Below are 19,822 nucleotides of genomic sequence, written 5' to 3' on the forward strand. Positions count from 1 at the left end.
TGCGATGTGGCATAAGGTTTGCTAATTCCAGTCATGCCTGACTATTAAGGAATGACGATGTCATCACTGGATATAAAAACTGATTTACCTGCGCAATCCAGCGCCTCCGGCTCAAAAGAGACGCTGGAAGACTATACTCTTCGCTATGCCCCGCTGAGCTTTCGCCGCTGGGGTCCTGGGGTTGTCGCGGTGACGGCATTAGGCGGCATCGCCTACCTCGCCGACTTTTCTATCGGCGCCAGCATCGGCATGGCCTGGGGCACCACTAACGCGATTTATGCCATCCTGCTGGCGGCGCTGGTCATTTTTCTCACCGGTATCCCGCTGGCGATAACCGCCGCGCGCTATAACATCGACCTCGACTTAATCACCCGCAGCGCCGGTTTCGGCTACTTTGGCTCGGTGATCACCAGCATTATCTTTGCCGGATTTACCTTTATCTTTTTCGCCCTCGAAGGCTCGATTATGGCCCAGGGGCTGCTGGTGGGCTTAGGGATCCCGCTGTGGATGGGCTACCTCATCGCCACCCTGATGGTATTGCCGCTGGTGGTCTACGGCATGAAAGCGCTGACTCGCCTTCAGGTCTGGACGACGCCGCTGTGGCTGATCCTGATGGTGGTTCCGGTGGTCTGGCTTATCGCCAAAGACCCGGATCTGGTAGACGGCTTTATGAGCTTCGCCGGTAAAAACCACGCCGCAACGGTAGATTTAACCGCCATTATGCTCGGCGCGGGAGTATGCCTGTCGCTGATCATGCAGATTGGCGAGCAGATCGACTACCTGCGCTTTATGCCGCCGAAGACCGCGGAAAACAGTAAAAGCTGGTGGCTGGCGGTATTCTCTGCCGGCCCGGGCTGGGTGGTATTGGGTGCGATTAAGCAGATTATCGGCGCTTTTCTCGGCTTCTATCTGCTAACCCACTTCCCGGCGGTGCACAATACCGAACCGGTACAGCAGTTCGTCAGCGTCTTCGATAACCTCGTCCCCGGCTGGCTGGCGCTCATCCTCGCCGTGGTGCTGGTGGTTATCTCGCAGATTAAAATTAACGTCACTAACGCCTATTCCGGTTCGCTGGCGTGGACCAGCGCCTGGACGCGCACTACCAAACGCTACCCGGGGCGAATTATTTTCGTCATCGTCAACCTGACTATCGCTCTCGCCCTGATGGAAGGCGACATGTTCAGCGCTCTGGCGTGGATCCTCGGCTTCTATTCCAACTTTGCCATCGCCTGGGTGGTGGTGGTCGCCACCGATATCACCGTCAATAAAGGGGTGCTGAAGCTGGCCCCGGCGCAGCCGGAATACCGCCGCGGGATGATCTACAACGTCAACCCGGTAGGCGTAGTCTCTTTTGCCCTCGCGGCCGGACTCTCCATTAGCGCCTTCTTTGGCCTGTTAGGCGACACCCTGGCGCCGTTCTCGCCGCCGATCGCGCTGGCGGTGGCTTTGGTCATGACGCCGGTCATGGGAATCGCCACCCGCGGGCGCTATTACATTAAACAGCACGATGACGGTATCGCCGAGCCGCGCTACGATGCGCAGGGTAATGCGTCGATCACCGTTTACCGCTGCCTGAGCTGCCGGGAAGAGTACGAACGTCCTGACGTGATGCATTCGCATAAGCATCAGGGGGCGATTTGCTCGCTGTGTAAGAGTATGGAATAAGTCGAGAAGGCAGGCCGACAGGACGTCGGCCTGTGAAACCGCAGAAATTATGCCGCCGGAAGCTCAGCCAGCGGCCAGCGCGGACGAACGGTGACGCCCAGCTCCGCTTTTGCCCCCGAACGCAGACGAACCATCCCCGCATAGGCAATCATCGCGCCGTTATCGGTACAGAATTCAGGACGGGCGTAGAAGACTTCCCCGCCGCGCTTTTTCATCATTTCCGCCAGCTTCGCGCGCAGCGTACGGTTAGCGCTAACGCCTCCCGCCATCACCAGCCGTTTAAAGCCGGTTTGCTCCAGCGCACGGCGGCACTTGATCATCAGCGTATCCACGACCGCGTCTTCGAACGCGCGGGCGATATCGGCGCGGGTCTGATCGTCATCGCCGTTGCTGCGGATGGTGTTCGCGGCAAAGGTCTTGAGACCAGAGAAGCTAAAATCCAGCCCGGGACGGTCGGTCATCGGGCGCGGAAAAACAAAGCGCCCTTCGGTGCCCTGAGAGGCCATTTTTGACAGCATCGGGCCACCGGGGTAATCCAGACCCAGCAGTTTAGCCGTCTTATCGAAGGCTTCCCCCGCAGCGTCGTCAATCGACTCTCCCAGCAGCTCATACTGGCCAATACCGGTGACGCTAATCAGCTGGGTATGGCCGCCGGATACCAGCAACGCGACAAACGGATACTGCGGCGGATTATCTTCCAGCATCGGCGCCAGCAGATGCCCTTCCATATGGTGTACCGGGATTGCAGGAACGTTCCAGGCGAACGCCAGCGAGCGACCGACCGTCGCGCCGACCAGCAGCGCGCCAACCAGGCCTGGACCCGCCGTATAGGCAACGGCATCGATATCCTTTGCCGTCAGCCCTGCTTCCTTAAGCGCCGCCTGAATCAGGGGTACGGTTTTACGCACGTGGTCGCGCGAGGCCAGTTCAGGCACCACGCCGCCGTAGTCAGCATGCAATTTCACCTGACTATACAGCTGGTTGGCTAACAGACCTTTTTCGTCGTCATAAATGGCGATGCCGGTTTCATCGCAGGATGTTTCAATTCCCAGTACACGCATGGCTAGTTTTACCTCATTTCAATACCGCGCAGTTTAGGACCAATGCCGGTTGATGTATACCCTAAGAATTTCAGGTCGCAGGAAGGCGACGACGCAGCGCATCCCCCGGAGCGTACGGAAAGTACGTGACTGGGGTAAGCGACAAATCTGTCAGGAACAGATTTGAACGTCGTGGAACGACGGCCCATAAGGGCGAGTCTCATGGATGAGACGAGTAACTCAAAAGCCAACGCCCCTGCGGGCTGAAAGACGACGGGTATAAAACTTTCCTCACCCCTGGCGTTCACTTCGTGTATACTCCCTGTCCTTATAAAAGTCCCTTTCAAAAATCGCGTCGGTGCTTTACAAAGCAGCAGCAATTGCAGTAAAATTCCGCACCATTTTGAAATAAGCTGGCGCTGATGCCAGCGGCAAACCGAATTTATCAAAGGTGAGAGTTACATGCCGGTAATTAAAGTACGTGAAAACGAGCCGTTCGACGTAGCGCTGCGTCGCTTCAAACGTTCATGCGAAAAAGCAGGTGTTCTGGCGGAAGTTCGTCGTCGTGAGTTCTATGAAAAACCGACTACCGAACGTAAACGCGCTAAAGCTTCCGCAGTGAAACGTCACGCGAAGAAACTGGCTCGCGAAAACGCACGCCGCACTCGTCTGTACTAATCTGTTGGGAGCCAGGCTCTCAATTCAGACCGAGTTGTAGTTGTAAGGCCGTGCTTCCGAAAGGAATGCGCGGCTTATTTTCGTTTATACACGTCATCATTCAAGCTGCCTCTGTGTTGGCTGCAGTCGCTCACCCCAGTCACGTACTGATGTACGCTCCTGAGGATTCGCTCCCTTGCCGCCTTGATGCATCCTGAATGATTTTGTGTATATGAGTCATCAAAAAACAGGGGCATATGGCTGGACGAATTCCACGAGTATTTATCAATGACCTGCTGGCGCGTACCGATATCGTCGATCTGATCGACGCGCGGGTAAAGCTGAAAAAGCAGGGCAAAAATTTTCACGCGTGTTGTCCGTTCCATAACGAAAAAACCCCCTCTTTCACCGTCAACGGTGAAAAACAGTTTTACCACTGCTTTGGCTGCGGAGCGCACGGCAACGCTATCGACTTCCTGATGAACTACGACAAGCTCGAGTTCGTGGAAACCGTCGAAGAGCTGGCTGCCATGCATAATCTTGAAGTGCCGTACGAAGCAGGTAGCGGACCCAGCCAGATTGAGCGCCATCAGCGGCAAAATCTTTATCAGCTGATGGATGGTCTGAACGCGTTTTATCAACAGTCTCTGATGCAACCCGCCGCCGATTCCGCGCGCCAGTACCTGGCAAAACGCGGTTTAAGCAGCGAGGTAATTACGCGCTTTGCGATTGGTTATGCCCCTCCCGGTTGGGACAACGTCTTAAAACGTTTTGGCGGTAATCAGGAAAATCGTCAATCGCTTATTGATGCAGGCATGCTGGTCACTAACGATCAGGGACGCAGCTACGACCGCTTCCGCGAACGGGTGATGTTCCCCATCCGCGATAAGCGAGGCCGGGTGATTGGTTTTGGTGGCCGCGTGCTGGGCGATGCCCTGCCGAAGTACCTTAACTCACCGGAAACCGATATTTTCCATAAAGGCCGCCAGCTGTACGGTCTTTATGAAGCGCAGCAGGACAACGCTGAACCGTCTCGCCTGCTGGTGGTCGAAGGTTATATGGACGTGGTGGCACTGGCGCAGTTCGGCATTAACTATGCCGTTGCATCGCTGGGGACATCGACAACCGCGGACCATATTCAGCTGTTGTTTCGGGTCACCAATCAGGTGGTTTGCTGTTACGACGGCGACCGGGCAGGCCGCGATGCCGCCTGGCGCGCGCTGGAAACGGCGCTGCCGTATATGACCGACGGGCGTCAGCTGCGCTTTATGTTTCTGCCGGATGGCGAAGACCCGGATACGCTGGTACGTAAAGAAGGGAAAGCCGCGTTTGAAGCGAGGATGGAGCAGGCTCAGCCGCTCTCGACGTTTTTGTTCAATAGCCTGCTACCGCAGGTTGATTTGAGCACGCCGGACGGACGCGCGCAGCTGAGCACGCTGGCTCTGCCGCTGATCACCCAGGTGCCGGGAGAAACGCTGCGCATTTATCTGCGTCAGGAGCTGGGTAACAAACTGGGGATTTTAGACGATGCGCAGCTTGAACGTTTAATGCCAAAACAGTCTGAAAATGGCATCCAGCGCCCTGCTCCGCAGCTAAAACGCACTACCATGCGTATACTTATAGGGCTACTGGTACAAAATCCGGACCTGGCCCCGCTGGTGCCGCCCTTAGAAGGTCTGGACCCGCGAAAAATTCCGGGGCTTGGTTTATTCAACGAACTGGTTAAAACCTGTTTGTCGCAGCCTGGACTGACCACCGGGCAGCTTTTAGAGCAGTATCGCGGCACAAATGAAGCCGCAACCCTTGAAAAACTGTCGATGTGGGACGATATAGCAGATAAGGATATTGCTGAAAAAACCTTCACCGACTCGCTCAACCATATGTTTGATTCACTGCTGGAACTGCGGCAAGAAGAGTTGATAGCTCGCGACCGCACACACGGTTTAAGCAGTGAGGAACGCCGGGAACTCTGGACTATCAGCCAGGAACTGGCGAAGAAATAAACTGAAAGACAAAATCCTTCAAGTTGTACCAGGCGATAACAGAACGAAGTTAACGCAGAGATAACTTGAAGGATGAAGTATTTAACGGCTTAAGTGCCGAATATCGTTCGGGAAGCCCCCGACAGCCGCCCGAGGCGCAGCGGCAATAATATAAGTACGCCCTCGCTTTAAATGTTGGCAGTTCGTCTGCCTACACCAATCAAACGAATTAAGTGTGGATACCGTCTTATGGAGCAAAACCCGCAGTCACAGCTGAAGCTTCTTGTCCAACGTGGTAAGGAGCAAGGCTATCTGACCTATGCCGAGGTCAATGACCATCTGCCGGAAGATATCGTCGACTCCGACCAGATCGAAGACATCATCCAAATGATCAACGACATGGGCATTCAGGTGATGGAAGAAGCACCGGATGCCGATGATCTCTTGCTTGCTGAAACAAACAACAATACCGACGAAGATGCGGAAGAAGCCGCCGCGCAGGTTCTCTCCAGCGTTGAGTCTGAAATTGGCCGCACAACCGACCCGGTACGCATGTACATGCGTGAAATGGGTACCGTTGAACTGCTGACGCGCGAAGGCGAAATCGACATCGCTAAACGTATCGAAGACGGTATTAACCAGGTACAGTGCTCGGTTGCTGAGTACCCGGAAGCGATCACCTATCTGCTGGAGCAGTACGATCGCGTTGAAGCGGAAGAAGCGCGTCTGTCCGATCTGATCACCGGCTTTGTTGACCCGAACGCCGAAGAAGACCTGGCGCCAACGGCGACTCACGTCGGTTCTGAACTCTCTCAGGAAGAGATGGATGACGACGAAGACGAAGATGAAGAAGAAGACGACGACAGCAGCGATGACGACAACAGCATCGACCCTGAGCTGGCGCGCGAGAAATTCGCCGAGCTGCGTACGCAGTACGAACTGACCCGCGATACCATCAAAGCGAAAGGTCGTAGCCACGCCGCAGCGCAGGAAGAGATCCTCAAGCTGTCTGAAGTGTTCAAACAGTTCCGTCTGGTGCCGAAGCAGTTCGATTACCTGGTTAACAGCATGCGTGTCATGATGGATCGCGTTCGTACTCAAGAACGTATCATCATGAAGCTGTGCGTTGAACAGTGCAAAATGCCGAAGAAAAACTTCATCACTCTGTTCACCGGCAACGAAACCAGCGAAACCTGGTTCAACGCGGCCATCGCCATGAACAAGCCGTGGTCAGAGAAGCTGCTTGACGTGAAAGAAGACGTTCAGCGCAGTCTGATGAAACTGCAGCAGATTGAACAAGAAACCGGCCTGACCATCGAGCAGGTAAAAGATATCAACCGTCGTATGTCCATCGGTGAAGCGAAAGCCCGCCGTGCGAAGAAAGAGATGGTTGAAGCGAACCTGCGTCTGGTTATCTCAATCGCCAAGAAATACACCAACCGCGGTCTGCAGTTCCTTGACCTGATCCAGGAAGGCAACATCGGTCTGATGAAAGCAGTTGATAAGTTTGAATACCGCCGCGGCTACAAGTTCTCCACCTATGCAACCTGGTGGATCCGTCAGGCAATCACCCGCTCTATCGCAGACCAGGCGCGCACCATCCGTATTCCGGTGCATATGATTGAGACCATCAACAAGCTCAACCGTATTTCCCGCCAGATGCTGCAGGAGATGGGGCGCGAGCCGACGCCGGAAGAGCTGGCCGAACGTATGCTGATGCCGGAAGATAAAATTCGTAAGGTGCTGAAAATCGCCAAAGAGCCGATCTCCATGGAAACGCCAATTGGCGACGATGAAGATTCGCATCTGGGTGATTTCATCGAGGATAACACCCTCGAGCTGCCGCTGGACTCTGCCACCACCGAGAGCCTGCGCGCCGCCACTCACGACGTTCTGGCTGGCCTGACCGCCCGTGAAGCGAAAGTTCTGCGTATGCGTTTCGGTATCGACATGAACACCGACCATACGCTGGAAGAAGTAGGTAAACAGTTCGACGTAACCCGCGAACGTATCCGTCAGATCGAAGCGAAGGCGCTGCGTAAACTGCGCCACCCGAGCCGCTCTGAAGTACTGCGTAGCTTCCTCGACGATTAATTATCGTCACTTCCCTCAAGAAGCCAGTCATCTGACTGGCTTTTTTTATATCTGCATAAAACTATTCACCTAATAAATATCCAACACTATATCGAGATATTTTTAATATATATTCAGCGTCAGAACCTTATTATTTATTAAGCAAAAGATAAACATCTGGACTCACAGTTTTACATTTGTACTAATGGTTTACAGATAAAATTCACTACACAAAATGGAACGTAAACCATAGGGAAATAATATGAGAGGCAAGCATAAAATTCAGCTGGCAGATTTTAATAGAATGGCAATTCTGACCTCATCTAATGCGTTATTTCTAAGCCGTGGCATAGAAGGAACGACTATGGAAGATATTGCGTATTCCGTAGGTTTCAGTAAAACAACGCTTTATACCTACTTTGAAAATAAGCAGCATATTCTCGACCATCTTATTTTCGAGGCAATAACGCATTTCCATCAAAAAATAATACAAATAGCCAGTCAACAAAGTTCATTTCGCGAGTTTTTTCTGCAGCTCTGTCACGCGCTGCTTACTCTGCACGACACAGAATCAGCCTATTTCCCGGGGATAACGGGAAACATCACAGGCTCTGAGAAAAAAACTGAAGATAGCAAAATCGCGGTAAACATCCGCATCACTGCCGAAAAGATAAATCATCTTATCGCAACCCGCTTCACTGCCGCCGTTGAAAAAAAGGAGATCGAACTCAACGCTCCTGTCGCGGATATTATGATGTTGTTCTGGCTATGTCTGAGCGGACTGGTGGAAAAATCCTCACCTAAAGAAACCTGTTTTTTACAGCACCTTGATAAAGATCGAACTCTCTTTCTCAATTTCGCTTTTGAAGCTTTATTGTCGATAATAGAGAAAGAGAGCAATAGATAATGAGTAAAAGACAAGGTCCCGGGCGAAAGTCTACCGGGATTATCTTCACAAATAATGGCAGGCGAGCAAAAAGTAGCTGCCGATAACAGATACTTTACGGGTAGCACCATATAAGTTGTTGAGGATAGCGAAATTTTATCTTCAGCACAAAATGGCAGGCGCTTACGAGCACGGCTGGCAAAAACCTCAGGCTTAAGCCAGCCGTCACAAGTAATCATCCCACGCCGGTGACGTTGACGATGACGATGACGGCGAAAATATGTCGCACTATCAGAATGTTTAACCGCATGAAATCACCTGCGATTAATCAAAGCCCTCGCGATGCCAGCGCTTCATCAAGCTCCCGGTAGGCCTCTACCAGTTTATCCAGCGTCGCCCGGTTGAGTCCGCTGGGATTTGGCAATACCCATACCTCGGTTGCGCCAATAGTTACCTGCTGCTTACCCCATCGCGCCCCGCGCACCTGAAACGCTTTCTCAAAAGCCTGCTTACCAAGGATAGCCAGCGCACGCGGCTGATACTCTTCCATTTTCCGTATCAGCTCCCTGCCTCCGTCACGAAGCTCAAGCAGTTCTACCTCGCTCGCCTGCACAGTCGGACGCTCAACTAACATGGTTATTCCGCAGCGGGTATCCAGAAGTTGAAGTTCCTCTTCAGGCTTCAGAAGACGGTCGGTAAACCCGGCCTGGTGAATCACCTTCCAGAAGCGATTACCCGGATGGGCAAAGTGAAAACCGGTATGGGCGGAAGACTTCCCCGGATTGATACCACAAAAAACCACCCGCAGGTTCGGTGCCAGAATATCGTTGATCATGCTTTCCCCAGCTCAATACCTAAAATGTAATTATAAAGGATTGAAAATACATTGTTTATAAAAACAGCAAGCGTGCGTTTTAGGCTGGATTGCGGGCAACAGTTACTTTATAATCCCTCGCCACGGCCCCTTAGCTCAGTGGTTAGAGCAGGCGACTCATAATCGCTTGGTCGCTGGTTCAAGTCCAGCAGGGGCCACCAGACAAAACAAGGAGTTGCGAGAAATCGCAGCTCCTTTTGTTTTATACGCTATCCGCAAGATATCGCAGTTCAGGATGATTTTGTGGAACGTTCGGCTCAGACCAGCGCCTGCAGCTGTTCCCGCATATAAGAAGAGAAGTATTCTGGATTTTTGATAATGATACGGTTGCCTGAGGCAATTTTGTCTGCCCATCCGGCGACTTTTTGCGTGAACCCGGCATTCCAGCCCTCCTTTTCACCGCGAGCCGTAACGTCCGCAGCGCTGGCCGGTACGCCTAATTCATGCAAATACTTCAAGATTCCCTTCGCGGTACTTTCATCCATAGTATTCGGCACCGGTAACGAGGTGTTCATACCACCAATAAAATCCAGGGCTTTATCGATTGCTGTTGGCATGCTCTTATCCTTAAAATTAACCACGTAATGAACATGTTTACACTATGGACCCATCATCGCCGGGATATCAAAGAGAACATTGCCTTTATTTGATTCAGAGCGTAGCTAAACGCTTGCGTGGTGATTTTCTGCTCAATTATTACGAACCGGTAACCCAGAAAACTACTCTATACGTCCGCGCTTAAACTGACCGGCGTCGATATCGTATTGCTTCATTTTGCGCCACAGCGTGGTGCGACCAATATTCAGCAGCTGCGCCATCTCCTGCACCCGACCGCTGGTAACGCGGGCGGCATGGATAATCGCCTCTTTCTCAATGGCGCTGAAAGTCAGGCTGGCGGGTAGCAGCGACGATCCGGCATCGGCGCCGGGCCGCTCGACAAACAGATATTCCGGCAAATTACTCAGGCGGATATGGCCGTTCTCGCTGCTAATGGCGATATTCTCGATAACGCTGTTCAGCTCAAAATCATTACCCGGCCAGGAGTAGGCCACCAGCTGCGCCAGCGCATCGTCATCCATCTTCAACCGCGAGGAAAAACGCTTCTCCAGACTCTTAAGACGATTGTTGACCAGCGCAGGAATACTATTACGCCGCGCCCGCAGCGGCGGAATAACGATTTCAAAAGAGTGCAGCGCGTAGTACAGCTGGCGGCTAAAACGGTTTTGTTCCACCAGGTTGGCAAGATCGACGGTAGTGGTAGCGATCACCTTAACGTCCACCGGGATCAGTCGACGCGCGTCAAGGCGGGTTAATACCCCCTGCTTGATCACCTGCAGCAGCGCGGATTGTAGCTCCGGCGCCAGATATTCAATTTTCTCCAGAAACAACGTTCCGCCGTTAGCCAGCTCAAGACGGCTAAGACGACCATTTTCATCGTCCGTCGGCGCGCTGCCCATAAAATCCAGGCCCAGGGCGCTGTCGGCATATAGCTGGCAGTTAACCGCGATATAAGGCCCACCGCCCCTCTCGCTCTCATTATGAATCGCCTGGCTGAGCAGCTCTTTGCCCACACCTTCCTCACCGCACAGCAGCACCGGAAAAGCGCCGCGCGCCGCCTGTCGGCCAAAGTGAATCAGCCGCCGGGTTTCCGGGTCGTCCACCGACATTTGCTCAAAGGTATGGCTCACTTTACCAAGCTGGCTGGTCATCAGCTGACGCATCTGCTCGACCGGATGCAGCAGCAGAATAAAACTGTTGCCCTGCTCTTCAACGATCGGCTTGAGGGTGATAACGGCGTCGACAAACTGATGCTGGCTCTCGAAGGTGACTTCCACATGGTTCAGCCCACGCGCGTGTTTTATCGCCCGGCGCAGCAGGGTCGGGAGCGTGACCAGTTCATTAATATTTTTACCCTGGCTGGCCTGGGCATCAAGATGCAACAGCGTCGCGGCCTGCACGTTAAGAAACTGCAAAACGCCCTGCTCGTTCCATGCCATCACCCCATCATCCATGCTCTCCAGCAGGCCGTACATCTGGTTAAGATGGCGATTCGACTCGGCCAGCAGGCTATCGGTAAGCAGCGAATTGCCCACTTCCCGCGCGATAGCCAGGGTCAGGGAGAGGTCAGGCGAGGCCTGTTCTTCCGTCAGGCAGCACAGCGAAATGGAACCGAACAGACGCCCATGGTTATCAAACACCGGCGTGGAGCTAAACGACCATCCGTGCAGCGCATGTTTAAAATGCTCCTCGCCCGTCGTTTTGACCGGCTGTCCGAGCATGGAGGCCAGCGAGAGCGCGCAGCTGCCGATAATGCTTTCCGCGCAGTAGCTGCCGTCACGAAACCCCAGCGCCGCCAGCTGGTCAAGGGTCTGCGGATCGCCGCAGCGGCTGAGAATACAGGCGGACTCATCAAGGATAAACAACGCGCAGGGACGATTATCCATATACTCCCAGGCATCTTCCAGCGCCGCCTGGCCAATCGTCAGCAGCGCCGTCTTACGGCGACAAATCGATTCAAAGGTCAGCCCTTGCGCCTGATGCGGCGTCTGCCAGGTTTCTCGCTGCATAAACTTGCTGCAACGATGCCACGACTGGGTTATCACCAGGGGAAAGCTCTGAGTCTGCGCAGTCATATCCATTTCCGCTGTTGCATAAAACGACACCCCCTCCGGCGGCAACCGCCAGAGGGGGATAAAATGCCGCTTCTCGTTTACGAGTCGAGGCAGACCGACGCTAAATTAGCGCGCCAGCCACTGCTGTCCAAGCAGGTCGGCAGTCAGAATCGCCGCATGCACGCTCTGCGCGCTTACCGGGAACGGCATGTTATGGATGGTTTCGCCTTCGGCACAGGTCGCTTTTGCGACTGCCTGAATTTTCTCGTCGATGCCCTCTTTGACGCCCATTTGCGCCAGCGTAACCGGCAGTCCCACGGTATGGCAGAAGTTCAGCACCGTTTCGATCTCTTCCATCGGGCTATTTTGCAGCACCAGCTGCGCCAGGGTACCAAACGCCACTTTCTCCCCGTGGTACAGGTGGTGGCACTCTTCGAGGATGGTGAAACCGTTGTGAATGGCGTGCGCGGCGGCCAGGCCGCTGCTTTCAAAGCCGATTCCGCTAAGGTAGGTATTCGCTTCGACAATGCGTTCGAGCGCATCGGTCACCACTCCGGCCTGAGCGGCAAGGCGGGCCTTTTCGCCTTCCGCCAGCAGCGTATCATAGCACAGACGAGCCAGGCTCAGCGCCGCCGCCGTCGACTGCCCAACCGGCCATGCTGGTCGCTCTGGCGTCATAGCAGGCCTTAGCCTCAAACCAGGTTGAAAGCGCATCGCCCATCCCGGCGACCAGCAGGCGCACCGGCGCTTTGGCGATAATCGCCGTATCCATCACCACCATGTCCGGATTTTTCGGATAGATCAGATACTCTTCAAATTCACCGGCCTCGGTATAGATAACCGACAGCGCGCTGGTTGGCGCATCGGTGGAGGCTATCGTGGGGATCACCACCACCGGCAGCTTCTGGTAATAGCCGATCGCTTTCGCAGTATCAAGCGTCTTGCCGCCGCCGATGCCCACCACGCCGCGGCAGCCGTGCTGCTTCAGAATGGCGATCAGGCGATTGATCTCAGCGTGGCTGCACTCGCCGTTGAAGCGCTCCGCATGGCAGCTGATGTTATGGCTGTGCAAACCTTCCAGCACTTTCTCTCCCGCCAGCTTCATTACGAAGTCATCAGCAATCACAAAAAAGCTCTCCGCCAGGTTTTTAGCGTATTGCCCAAACAGAGTGGATGCATCTGGTCCCTGGAGATATTTGGCTGGAGATTGAATAACTTTTAGCATTCCGTTCACCCTCAAATAAGTGCATGTATTGACACGATGAGCTCCGGTATCTCCTCTTCCGGCCTCGTATTAAGAGCGGGAATGGAAGTGTTACCTGAGCGATGCCATCACTGTAGGGCGAGCTGCGGGCAAAAAAATCTTTCCCCTTTTTGTCCCGATATGAAACAAGGCGCGTATTTTATCGTTTCATATTGGAACATAAATTTATATGAAATGGCGGGATTGCGATCTCGATCCGCTCGTTCAGCGTAAAAAAAGCATTCCGGACGGGGGATTGACCGCGTTTTTCACCACTACAACCAGCAAGACAGGACAAAATTTCTCTCTGGCCATCCCTTGCAGACATCTGAAGCGGGTTTAAAAAATTGCCTTAGCTCGCATTTTTCCATTTCCTTCGCCAAAAACGTTCCATTACGAAACAAAATTCAACAATCACGTTTCGTAATGAAACTCGTTTTATGACGATTTTTTTTTCCGTTAACTCAGCCAGAATCACTACATCGCCGGACATCGCATATCGTCAGGCGGTACCCCTACACGATGACCGCCTCCGTCAGCAGAGAGGCCGCATCGAAACTCCGACGGAGAATAAACAATGAAAAAACTGATTAACCGTGTCGAAGATGTCCTGAGTGAACAACTGGCGGGCCTGGCAAAAGCGCACCCTGAACTGACGCTGCATCATGACCCGGTCTACGTCACCCGCGCCGATGCGCCGGTGGCCGGGAAAGTGGCGCTGCTTTCCGGCGGCGGTAGCGGTCATGAACCAATGCACTGCGGCTATATTGGCCACGGCATGCTTTCCGGGGCCTGTCCGGGGGAAATTTTCACCTCCCCGACGCCGGATAAAATGTTTGAGTGCGCCATGACGATCGACGGCGGCGAAGGCGTACTGCTGATTATCAAAAACTATACCGGCGATATTCTTAACTTCGAAACCGCCGCCGAACTGCTGCACGAAAGCGGCGTCAAGGTCACTACTGTGGTAGTCGATGACGACGTGGCGGTGAAAGACAGTCTCTACACCGCCGGACGGCGCGGGGTAGCCAATACCGTACTGATTGAAAAACTGGTGGGCGCGGCCGCCGAACGCGGCGACTCGCTGGCAGCCTGCGCTGAACTGGGGCGCAAGCTTAACAACCTCGGCCACTCTATCGGCATCGCGCTTGGGGCCTGTACCGTCCCGGCCGCCGGCCAGCCTTCGTTCGAACTGCGGGACGATGAGATGGAGTTCGGCGTCGGCATTCACGGCGAACCGGGCATCGACCGCCGCCGCTTCACCTCCCTCGATCGCACCGTTGACGAAATGTTCGATACCCTGCTGGAAAACGGCGCCTATAGCCGCACGCTGCGCCACTGGGACAACGTGAAAGGCGCGTGGCAGGAGGTCACACAGAGCAAACAGGCGCTGCAAAAAGGCGATCGGGTTATCGCGCTGGTCAACAACCTCGGCGCCACGCCGCTGTCCGAACTCTACGGCGTCTATAACCGTCTGACGCAGCGCTGCGAGGAAACCGGCATCGTCATCGAGCGCAATCTTATTGGCAGCTACTGTACCTCTCTGGATATGGTCGGTTTTTCCATCACCCTGTTAAAAGCCGATGACGAGACCCTGGCATTATGGGACGCCCCGGTTCACACCCCGGCGCTGAACTGGGGAAAATAAGGAGCACGACATGTCATTAAGCAGAACGCAAATCGTAGACTGGCTCTATCGCTGCGGCGATATCTTCACGAAAGAGAGCGATTTTTTGACCGGTCTGGATCGGGAAATCGGCGATGCCGACCACGGCCTGAATATGCATCGTGGTTTTAGCAAAGTAGTAGAAAAGCTGCCGTCGATTGCCGATAAAGACATTGGCTTCATTCTTAAGAATACCGGTATGACGCTGCTCTCCAACGTCGGCGGAGCCAGCGGCCCGCTGTTTGGCACTTTCTTTATTCGCGCCGCCCAGGTGACTCAGGCCCATCAGAGCCTGACCCTGGAAGAGCTTTATGAAACTATTCGCGAAGGCGCGGATGGCGTGGTAAATCGCGGCAAAGCCGAGCCGGGTGATAAAACCATGTGCGACGTCTGGCTGCCGGTAGTGGAGTCGCTGCGTCAGTCCAGCGAACAGCACCTGTCATTACCGGCCGCCCTTGACGCTGCCTGCGAACGGGCGCAAGCCGCCGTCCACGCCACTATCGCCATGCAGGCTCGCAAAGGGCGGGCTAGCTACCTGGGTGAACGCAGCATCGGGCACCAGGATCCGGGGGCAACCTCAGTGATGTTTATGGTTCAGATGCTGGCCGCAGCGGCTAAAGAGTAAGGAAAATGCGATGGTAAACCTGGTTATTGTTTCTCATAGCGCCCGTCTGGGCGAAGGTGTCGGAGAACTGGCCCGGCAGATGTTAATGAACGATGGCTGCAAGCTGGCGATCGCCGCCGGGATTGACGATCCCACCAGCCCGATCGGCACCGATCCACTTAAGGTTATGGAAGCCATCGAATCCGTCGCTGACGCCGATCATGTGCTGGTGATGATGGATATCGGCAGCGCCCTGCTGAGCGCCGAAACCGCGCTGGATCTGCTCGATCCGGCGATTGCGGCAAAGGTCAGGCTTTGCGCGGCGCCGCTGGTTGAAGGCACTCTGGCAGCAACAGTGAGCGCCGCCGCTGGAGCCGGCATCGACAAGGTGATCGACGACGCCATGAATGCGCTGGAGGCAAAGCGTGTACAGCTGGGGTTACCATCGCAACCGCAACGCGCTCCGGATACCGCCGCGCTGGCCGACGACGGCGACGCGCGCTCGGTTTCCGTGGTAATTCAAAACCACAACGGCCTGCACGTACGCCCGGCGTCAAAGCTGGTCGCCGCGCTGGCCGGATTCAATGCCGACCTGGTGCTGGAGAAAGAGGGGAAATGCGTGACGCCGGACAGCATCAACCAAATCGCCCTGCTGCAGGTACGCCAAAACGATACTTTAAGACTGCTGGCCCGCGGCCCTGACGCCGACGCCGCGCTGGCGGCCTTCCAGGCTCTGGCGGCGCAGAACTTCGGCGAGCAAGCGCAGGCGGCGCCCGCGCTTCAGCCCACCAGCGGCGATCGGGTTCAGGGTAAGGTCGTGCTCTACCCGCAACCTCAGGACAAGGTTACGCGGGAAAAAAACGCCAATATCGGTCAGCAGCAGCTGCGTCTGAAACGGGCCATCGACCAGACGCTGGAAGACCTTAACGCGCTGGCCAGTCTTGCGGAAGAGAAGTATTCCGCCGATATCGCGGCCATCTTCTCCGGACATCATACCCTGCTTGATGACCCTGATTTATATGCAGTGGCGTGCGATATCGTACACGACGAGCAGTGTAATGCGGCGTGGGCATGGCATCAGGTGCTGACCGATTTAAGCCAGCAATATCGCCATCTCGACGATGCTTACCTGCAGGCGCGCTATATTGATATTGACGATATTTTGCACCGCACGCTGCGTCACCTTAACGGGAGCAACGAAGTGCTACCGCAGTTTGACGGCCCTTCGATCCTCGTGGCCGACGATATCTTTCCTTCTACCGTTCTGCAGCTCGACGCAGGTCAGGTGAAAGGGATCTGCCTGCAGGACGGCAGCGAGCTTTCTCACAGCGCCATTATCGCCCGTCAGGCAGGCATTGCGCTGCTTTGTCAGCAGCGCGATGTCCTGACCAGCCTGCAAAACGGCGAGAGCGTCGCTCTTGATATCCCCGGCAAACGCGTGACTCGCGGCTAGCCTGTTCTAACCTTCACTTCCCGGAGGCTGTCTCCTCCGGGAACTCGCTTAACTTTCAGGATCCGTTATGTCTCAATTCTTTTTTAATCAGCGCGCCAACCTTGTGAATGAAGTGATTGAAGGAACCATTATCGCCAGCCCGTGGAATAACCTGGCGCGGCTCGAGAGCGATCCCGCCATTCGCGTGGTGGTGCGCCGCGATCTCGACAAAAATAACGTGGCGGTGATCTCCGGCGGCGGCTCCGGCCACGAACCGGCCCACGCGGGCTTCGTCGGTAAAGGCATGCTGACCGCCGCCGTCTGCGGCGATCTGTTTGCCTCGCCGAGCGTCGATGCGGTGCTGACCGCCATCCAGGCGGTGACCGGCGACGCGGGCTGTCTGCTGATCGTCAAGAACTATACCGGCGATCGCCTGAACTTCGGCCTGGCAGCGGAGAAGGCGCGCCGCATGGGCTATAACGTCGAAATGCTGATCGTTGGCGATGATATTTCTCTGCCGGATAACAAACACCCTCGCGGCATTGCCGGGACGAGTCTGGTGCATAAGGTGGCCGGCTACTTTGCCGAACGCGGACACAATCTGGCGACCGTGCTGCGCGAAGCGCAGTATGCCGCCGGACATACTTTCAGCCTCGGGCTGGCCCTTGCCAGCTGTCATCTGCCGCAGGATGCGGAAGCGGCCCCGCGCCAGCATCCGGACCAGGCCGAGCTGGGCATGGGGATCCACGGTGAACCGGGCGCTTCGGTCATCAACACCCAGAACAGTGCGGAAATCGTTAAGCTGATGGTAGAGAAGCTCAGCGCCGCCCTGCCGGAAACCGGCCGCCTGGCGGTAATGATCAATAATCTCGGCGGCGTGTCGGTTGCCGAAATGGCGATTCTGACCCGCGAGCTGGCGCATACTCCGCTGCATCAACGTATTGACTGGCTGATTGGCCCGGCGTCGCTGGTCACCGCGCTGGATATGAAAGGCTTCTCCCTCACCGCCATCGTACTGGAAGAGAGTATTGAGAAAGCGCTGCTCTCCACGGTAGAAACCGCCGGCTGGCAGACACCGGTGCAGCCGCGCGCAGTCAGCGTGATGCCGTCATCGCTGCGCAGCAGCCGCGTGGAGTTTGAACCTTCGGAAAATAGCGTGGTGGCGGACTACGTTGAGCGGGTGACCGGTACGCTATCCGATCTGGAAGCGAACCTTAACGCGCTGGATGCCAAAGTCGGCGACGGCGATACCGGCTCCACCTTTGCCGCCGGCGCGCGCGACATCGCCGATTTATTACAGCGTCGCCAGCTGCCGCTGGCTAACCTCGCTACGCTATTTGCGCTGATTGGCGAGCGTCTGACCGTCGTGATGGGCGGTTCCAGCGGCGTGCTGATGTCGATTTTCTTTACCGCCGCCGGGCAGAAGCTGGAACAGGGAGCAAGCGTCGCCGAAGCGCTAAACGCCGGTCTGGCGCAGATGAAGTTTTACGGCGGTGCCGACGAAGGCGACCGAACCATGATTGACGCCCTGCAGCCGGCCCTGGCGGCAATGCTGGCCGAACCGGAAAATCTGCAGGCCGCTTTCGCGGCGGCACAGGCGGGTGCGGATCGGACGCTTCACGCCAGCAAAGCAGGTGCCGGGCGCGCATCGTACCTGAACAGCGATAGCCTGCGCGGCAATATGGACCCCGGCGCCCACGCGGTGGCCATGGTGTTTAAAGCGCTGGCGCAGAAATAGTCTCTCTGACACCGCCCCTGCTCCCGGGGGCGGCGCTTAACGCGCCTTGCCCGGGCTACAGGTTCACCACCGTCTGCAGGTCTGGTAGACCGGACAGATGCGCAGCATCGCCTCCGGGAAATTCGCCCGCTCTGCGCTCTGCTCCCGGGGGCGGCGCTTGACGCGCCTTGCCCGGGCTACAGGTTCATCGCCGTCTGCAAGTCTGGTAGCCCGGACAGATGCGCCAGCATCGCCTCCGGGAAATTCGCCCCCTCTGCGCTCTGCTCCCGGGGGCGGCGCTTAACGCGCCTTGCCCGGGCTACAGGTTCACCGCCGTCTGCAGGTCTGGTAGCCCGGACAGATGCGCCAGTATCGCCTCCGGGAAATTCGCCCGCTCTGTGCCCTGCTCCCGGGGGCGGCGCTTGACGCGCCTTGCCCGGGCTACAGGTTCACCGCTGTCTGCAGGTCTGGTAGCCCGGGTCAGGCGTCAGCCGCAACCCGGGGTTTCTCAGCCTTTACTTACTGTGCCAGTAGGCCTGCGAACGCACCAGCTGCGGGTCAATCTCTTCACCTTCAAAACGCGCCAGCAGCGATTTTACTACCGCGCCTTCTCCGGTCACCCAGATAAAATAATCTTCCCCCGGAACCTCAATCCGCGCCAGGCGCTCGGCCACGGCGGATGAGTTATGCCCTACGATCCACTCGATATTAAAGCCGTTAATATCCGCCAGATAATCTTTATAAGACGCATCGCCAATAGTCACAATTGCCGTCACCTGCGGACGCGTCGGAAGCTGTTGTAATCCGAGCAAGCGGCGGCGCAGCGCGGGCATTCCTGATTCATCACCCACGTACAGCTGCCAGGCGTAATCTTCCGGCACTACCAGCGAGCCGCGCGGACCGCCAATCACCAGTTTATCGCCTGCTTTCGCCGCCAGCGCCCAGCTGCTGGCAACACCGCCGTCGTGAATAAAAAAGTCGTACGCCAGCTCATGACGGTCGGCGTCGTACAGCGGCGTATAGTCGCGGGTCGCCGGACGCACGCCTTCGCCCCAGTTAATGCCCTCTTCCGTCACTTCCGGTGGAGTGAACGTCGTGCCCGCCGTGGGGAAAAAGAGCTTGGTGTGGTCATCAAAACCCCGGGAAACAAAGCCGTCCAGCGCCTCACCGCCCAGTACAATACGCTGGAAAGCGCTACCGACACGCTCAACGCGCAATACGGTTAACTCACGGAAACGCAGCTCGTTACGAACGCGCTGGGGATATTTAAGAGGATTTGTCGTCGTCATTTTTCATCGCCTTGAAACACTAAATAGATATATCTAAAACCATTTCAAATGATAATGATTGCTATTAAATAAGAATGCAAGT

The 19,822-nt window shown here is 55.6% G+C and carries 14 protein-coding genes, 1 tRNA gene and 1 pseudogene; 10 read left to right on the plus strand and 6 right to left on the minus strand.

Features of this window, described 5'->3' with window-relative positions:
* Positions 1-57 precede the first annotated feature (57 nt).
* Positions 58-1,665 (plus strand): purine-cytosine permease family protein, encoded by a 1,608-nt coding sequence (locus GJ746_RS22005; RefSeq protein WP_154682100.1) that lies wholly within the window; start codon positions 58-60, stop codon positions 1,663-1,665.
* Positions 1,666-1,712: 47 nt separating this feature from the next.
* Here the strand turns inward: GJ746_RS22005 and tsaD are convergent, their stop codons facing one another.
* Complete coding sequence (gene tsaD, locus GJ746_RS22010) at positions 1,713-2,726, minus strand: tRNA (adenosine(37)-N6)-threonylcarbamoyltransferase complex transferase subunit TsaD (protein ID WP_032729227.1); 1,014 nt, start codon at positions 2,724-2,726, stop codon at positions 1,713-1,715.
* A gap of 441 nt (positions 2,727-3,167) precedes the next feature.
* Here tsaD and rpsU point away from each other — a divergent pair, with 441 nt between their 5' ends.
* The 4 genes from rpsU to GJ746_RS22030 all read left to right on the plus strand — a co-directional run bounded on the left by rpsU (position 3,168) and on the right by GJ746_RS22030 (position 8,324).
* Positions 3,168-3,383 carry a 30S ribosomal protein S21 gene (rpsU, locus tag GJ746_RS22015; protein WP_001144069.1) on the plus strand — a complete coding sequence of 72 codons (216 nt, stop codon included), beginning with the start codon at positions 3,168-3,170 and terminating at the stop codon, positions 3,381-3,383.
* 236 nt (positions 3,384-3,619) lie between these two features.
* Positions 3,620-5,365 carry a DNA primase gene (gene dnaG, locus GJ746_RS22020; RefSeq protein ID WP_154682101.1) on the plus strand — a complete coding sequence of 582 codons (1,746 nt, stop codon included), beginning with the start codon at positions 3,620-3,622 and terminating at the stop codon, positions 5,363-5,365.
* Between the two features lie 228 nt (positions 5,366-5,593).
* The gene (gene rpoD / locus GJ746_RS22025; RefSeq protein ID WP_154682102.1) at positions 5,594-7,438 is read left to right on the plus strand and encodes an RNA polymerase sigma factor RpoD; all 1,845 of its coding nucleotides are present in this window, start codon (positions 5,594-5,596) and stop codon (positions 7,436-7,438) included.
* 283 nt (positions 7,439-7,721) lie between these two features.
* Positions 7,722-8,324, plus strand: coding sequence for a TetR/AcrR family transcriptional regulator (locus tag GJ746_RS22030; RefSeq protein ID WP_227852828.1), 603 nt, complete (start codon positions 7,722-7,724; stop codon positions 8,322-8,324).
* Positions 8,325-8,631: 307 nt separating this feature from the next.
* Here GJ746_RS22030 and mug read toward each other — a convergent pair whose 3' ends face one another.
* On the minus strand, positions 8,632-9,138 hold the full coding sequence (gene mug, locus GJ746_RS22035) for a G/U mismatch-specific DNA glycosylase (protein WP_154682104.1): 507 nt from the start codon (positions 9,136-9,138) through the stop codon (positions 8,632-8,634).
* A 124-nt stretch (positions 9,139-9,262) separates the two neighbouring features.
* On the opposite strand from mug, the gene GJ746_RS22040 reads away from it, so the two are divergent.
* Positions 9,263-9,338 (plus strand) — tRNA-Ile (locus GJ746_RS22040).
* A gap of 96 nt (positions 9,339-9,434) precedes the next feature.
* Here the strand turns inward: GJ746_RS22040 and GJ746_RS22045 are convergent.
* From GJ746_RS22045 to GJ746_RS22055, 3 genes and pseudogenes are all read right to left on the minus strand, one after another.
* The gene (locus GJ746_RS22045) at positions 9,435-9,758 is read right to left on the minus strand and encodes a DUF1889 family protein (RefSeq protein WP_154682105.1); all 324 of its coding nucleotides are present in this window, start codon (positions 9,756-9,758) and stop codon (positions 9,435-9,437) included.
* A 138-nt stretch (positions 9,759-9,896) separates the two neighbouring features.
* The gene (gene dhaR / locus GJ746_RS22050) at positions 9,897-11,810 is read right to left on the minus strand and encodes a dihydroxyacetone kinase operon transcriptional regulator DhaR (protein ID WP_154682106.1); all 1,914 of its coding nucleotides are present in this window, start codon (positions 11,808-11,810) and stop codon (positions 9,897-9,899) included.
* Between the two features lie 105 nt (positions 11,811-11,915).
* Positions 11,916-13,014: pseudogene (locus tag GJ746_RS22055) on the minus strand (glycerol dehydrogenase).
* A gap of 595 nt (positions 13,015-13,609) precedes the next feature.
* On the opposite strand from GJ746_RS22055, the gene dhaK reads away from it, so the two are divergent.
* The 4 genes from dhaK (at position 13,610) to GJ746_RS22075 (ending at position 18,472) form a co-directional block, all read left to right on the plus strand.
* Positions 13,610-14,680: a dihydroxyacetone kinase subunit DhaK gene (dhaK, locus tag GJ746_RS22060; protein WP_154682107.1), complete on the plus strand. Its 1,071-nt coding sequence runs from the start codon at positions 13,610-13,612 to the stop codon at positions 14,678-14,680.
* A gap of 10 nt (positions 14,681-14,690) precedes the next feature.
* Positions 14,691-15,323: a dihydroxyacetone kinase subunit DhaL gene (gene dhaL / locus GJ746_RS22065; protein WP_154682108.1), complete on the plus strand. Its 633-nt coding sequence runs from the start codon at positions 14,691-14,693 to the stop codon at positions 15,321-15,323.
* 10 nt (positions 15,324-15,333) lie between these two features.
* Positions 15,334-16,755, plus strand: coding sequence for a dihydroxyacetone kinase phosphoryl donor subunit DhaM (gene dhaM, locus GJ746_RS22070; RefSeq protein ID WP_154682109.1), 1,422 nt, complete (start codon positions 15,334-15,336; stop codon positions 16,753-16,755).
* Positions 16,756-16,822: 67 nt separating this feature from the next.
* A complete protein-coding gene (locus GJ746_RS22075) occupies positions 16,823-18,472 on the plus strand; it encodes a glycerone kinase (RefSeq protein ID WP_154682110.1) in 1,650 nt (549 codons plus the stop codon).
* A gap of 494 nt (positions 18,473-18,966) precedes the next feature.
* Here GJ746_RS22075 and GJ746_RS22080 read toward each other — a convergent pair whose 3' ends face one another.
* The gene (locus tag GJ746_RS22080) at positions 18,967-19,740 is read right to left on the minus strand and encodes a siderophore-interacting protein (protein WP_154682111.1); all 774 of its coding nucleotides are present in this window, start codon (positions 19,738-19,740) and stop codon (positions 18,967-18,969) included.
* Between the last annotated feature and the right edge of the window lie 82 nt (positions 19,741-19,822).

This window comes from Klebsiella oxytoca (genome assembly GCF_009707385.1).
Taxonomy (GTDB): Bacteria; Pseudomonadota; Gammaproteobacteria; order Enterobacterales; family Enterobacteriaceae; genus Klebsiella; species Klebsiella oxytoca_C.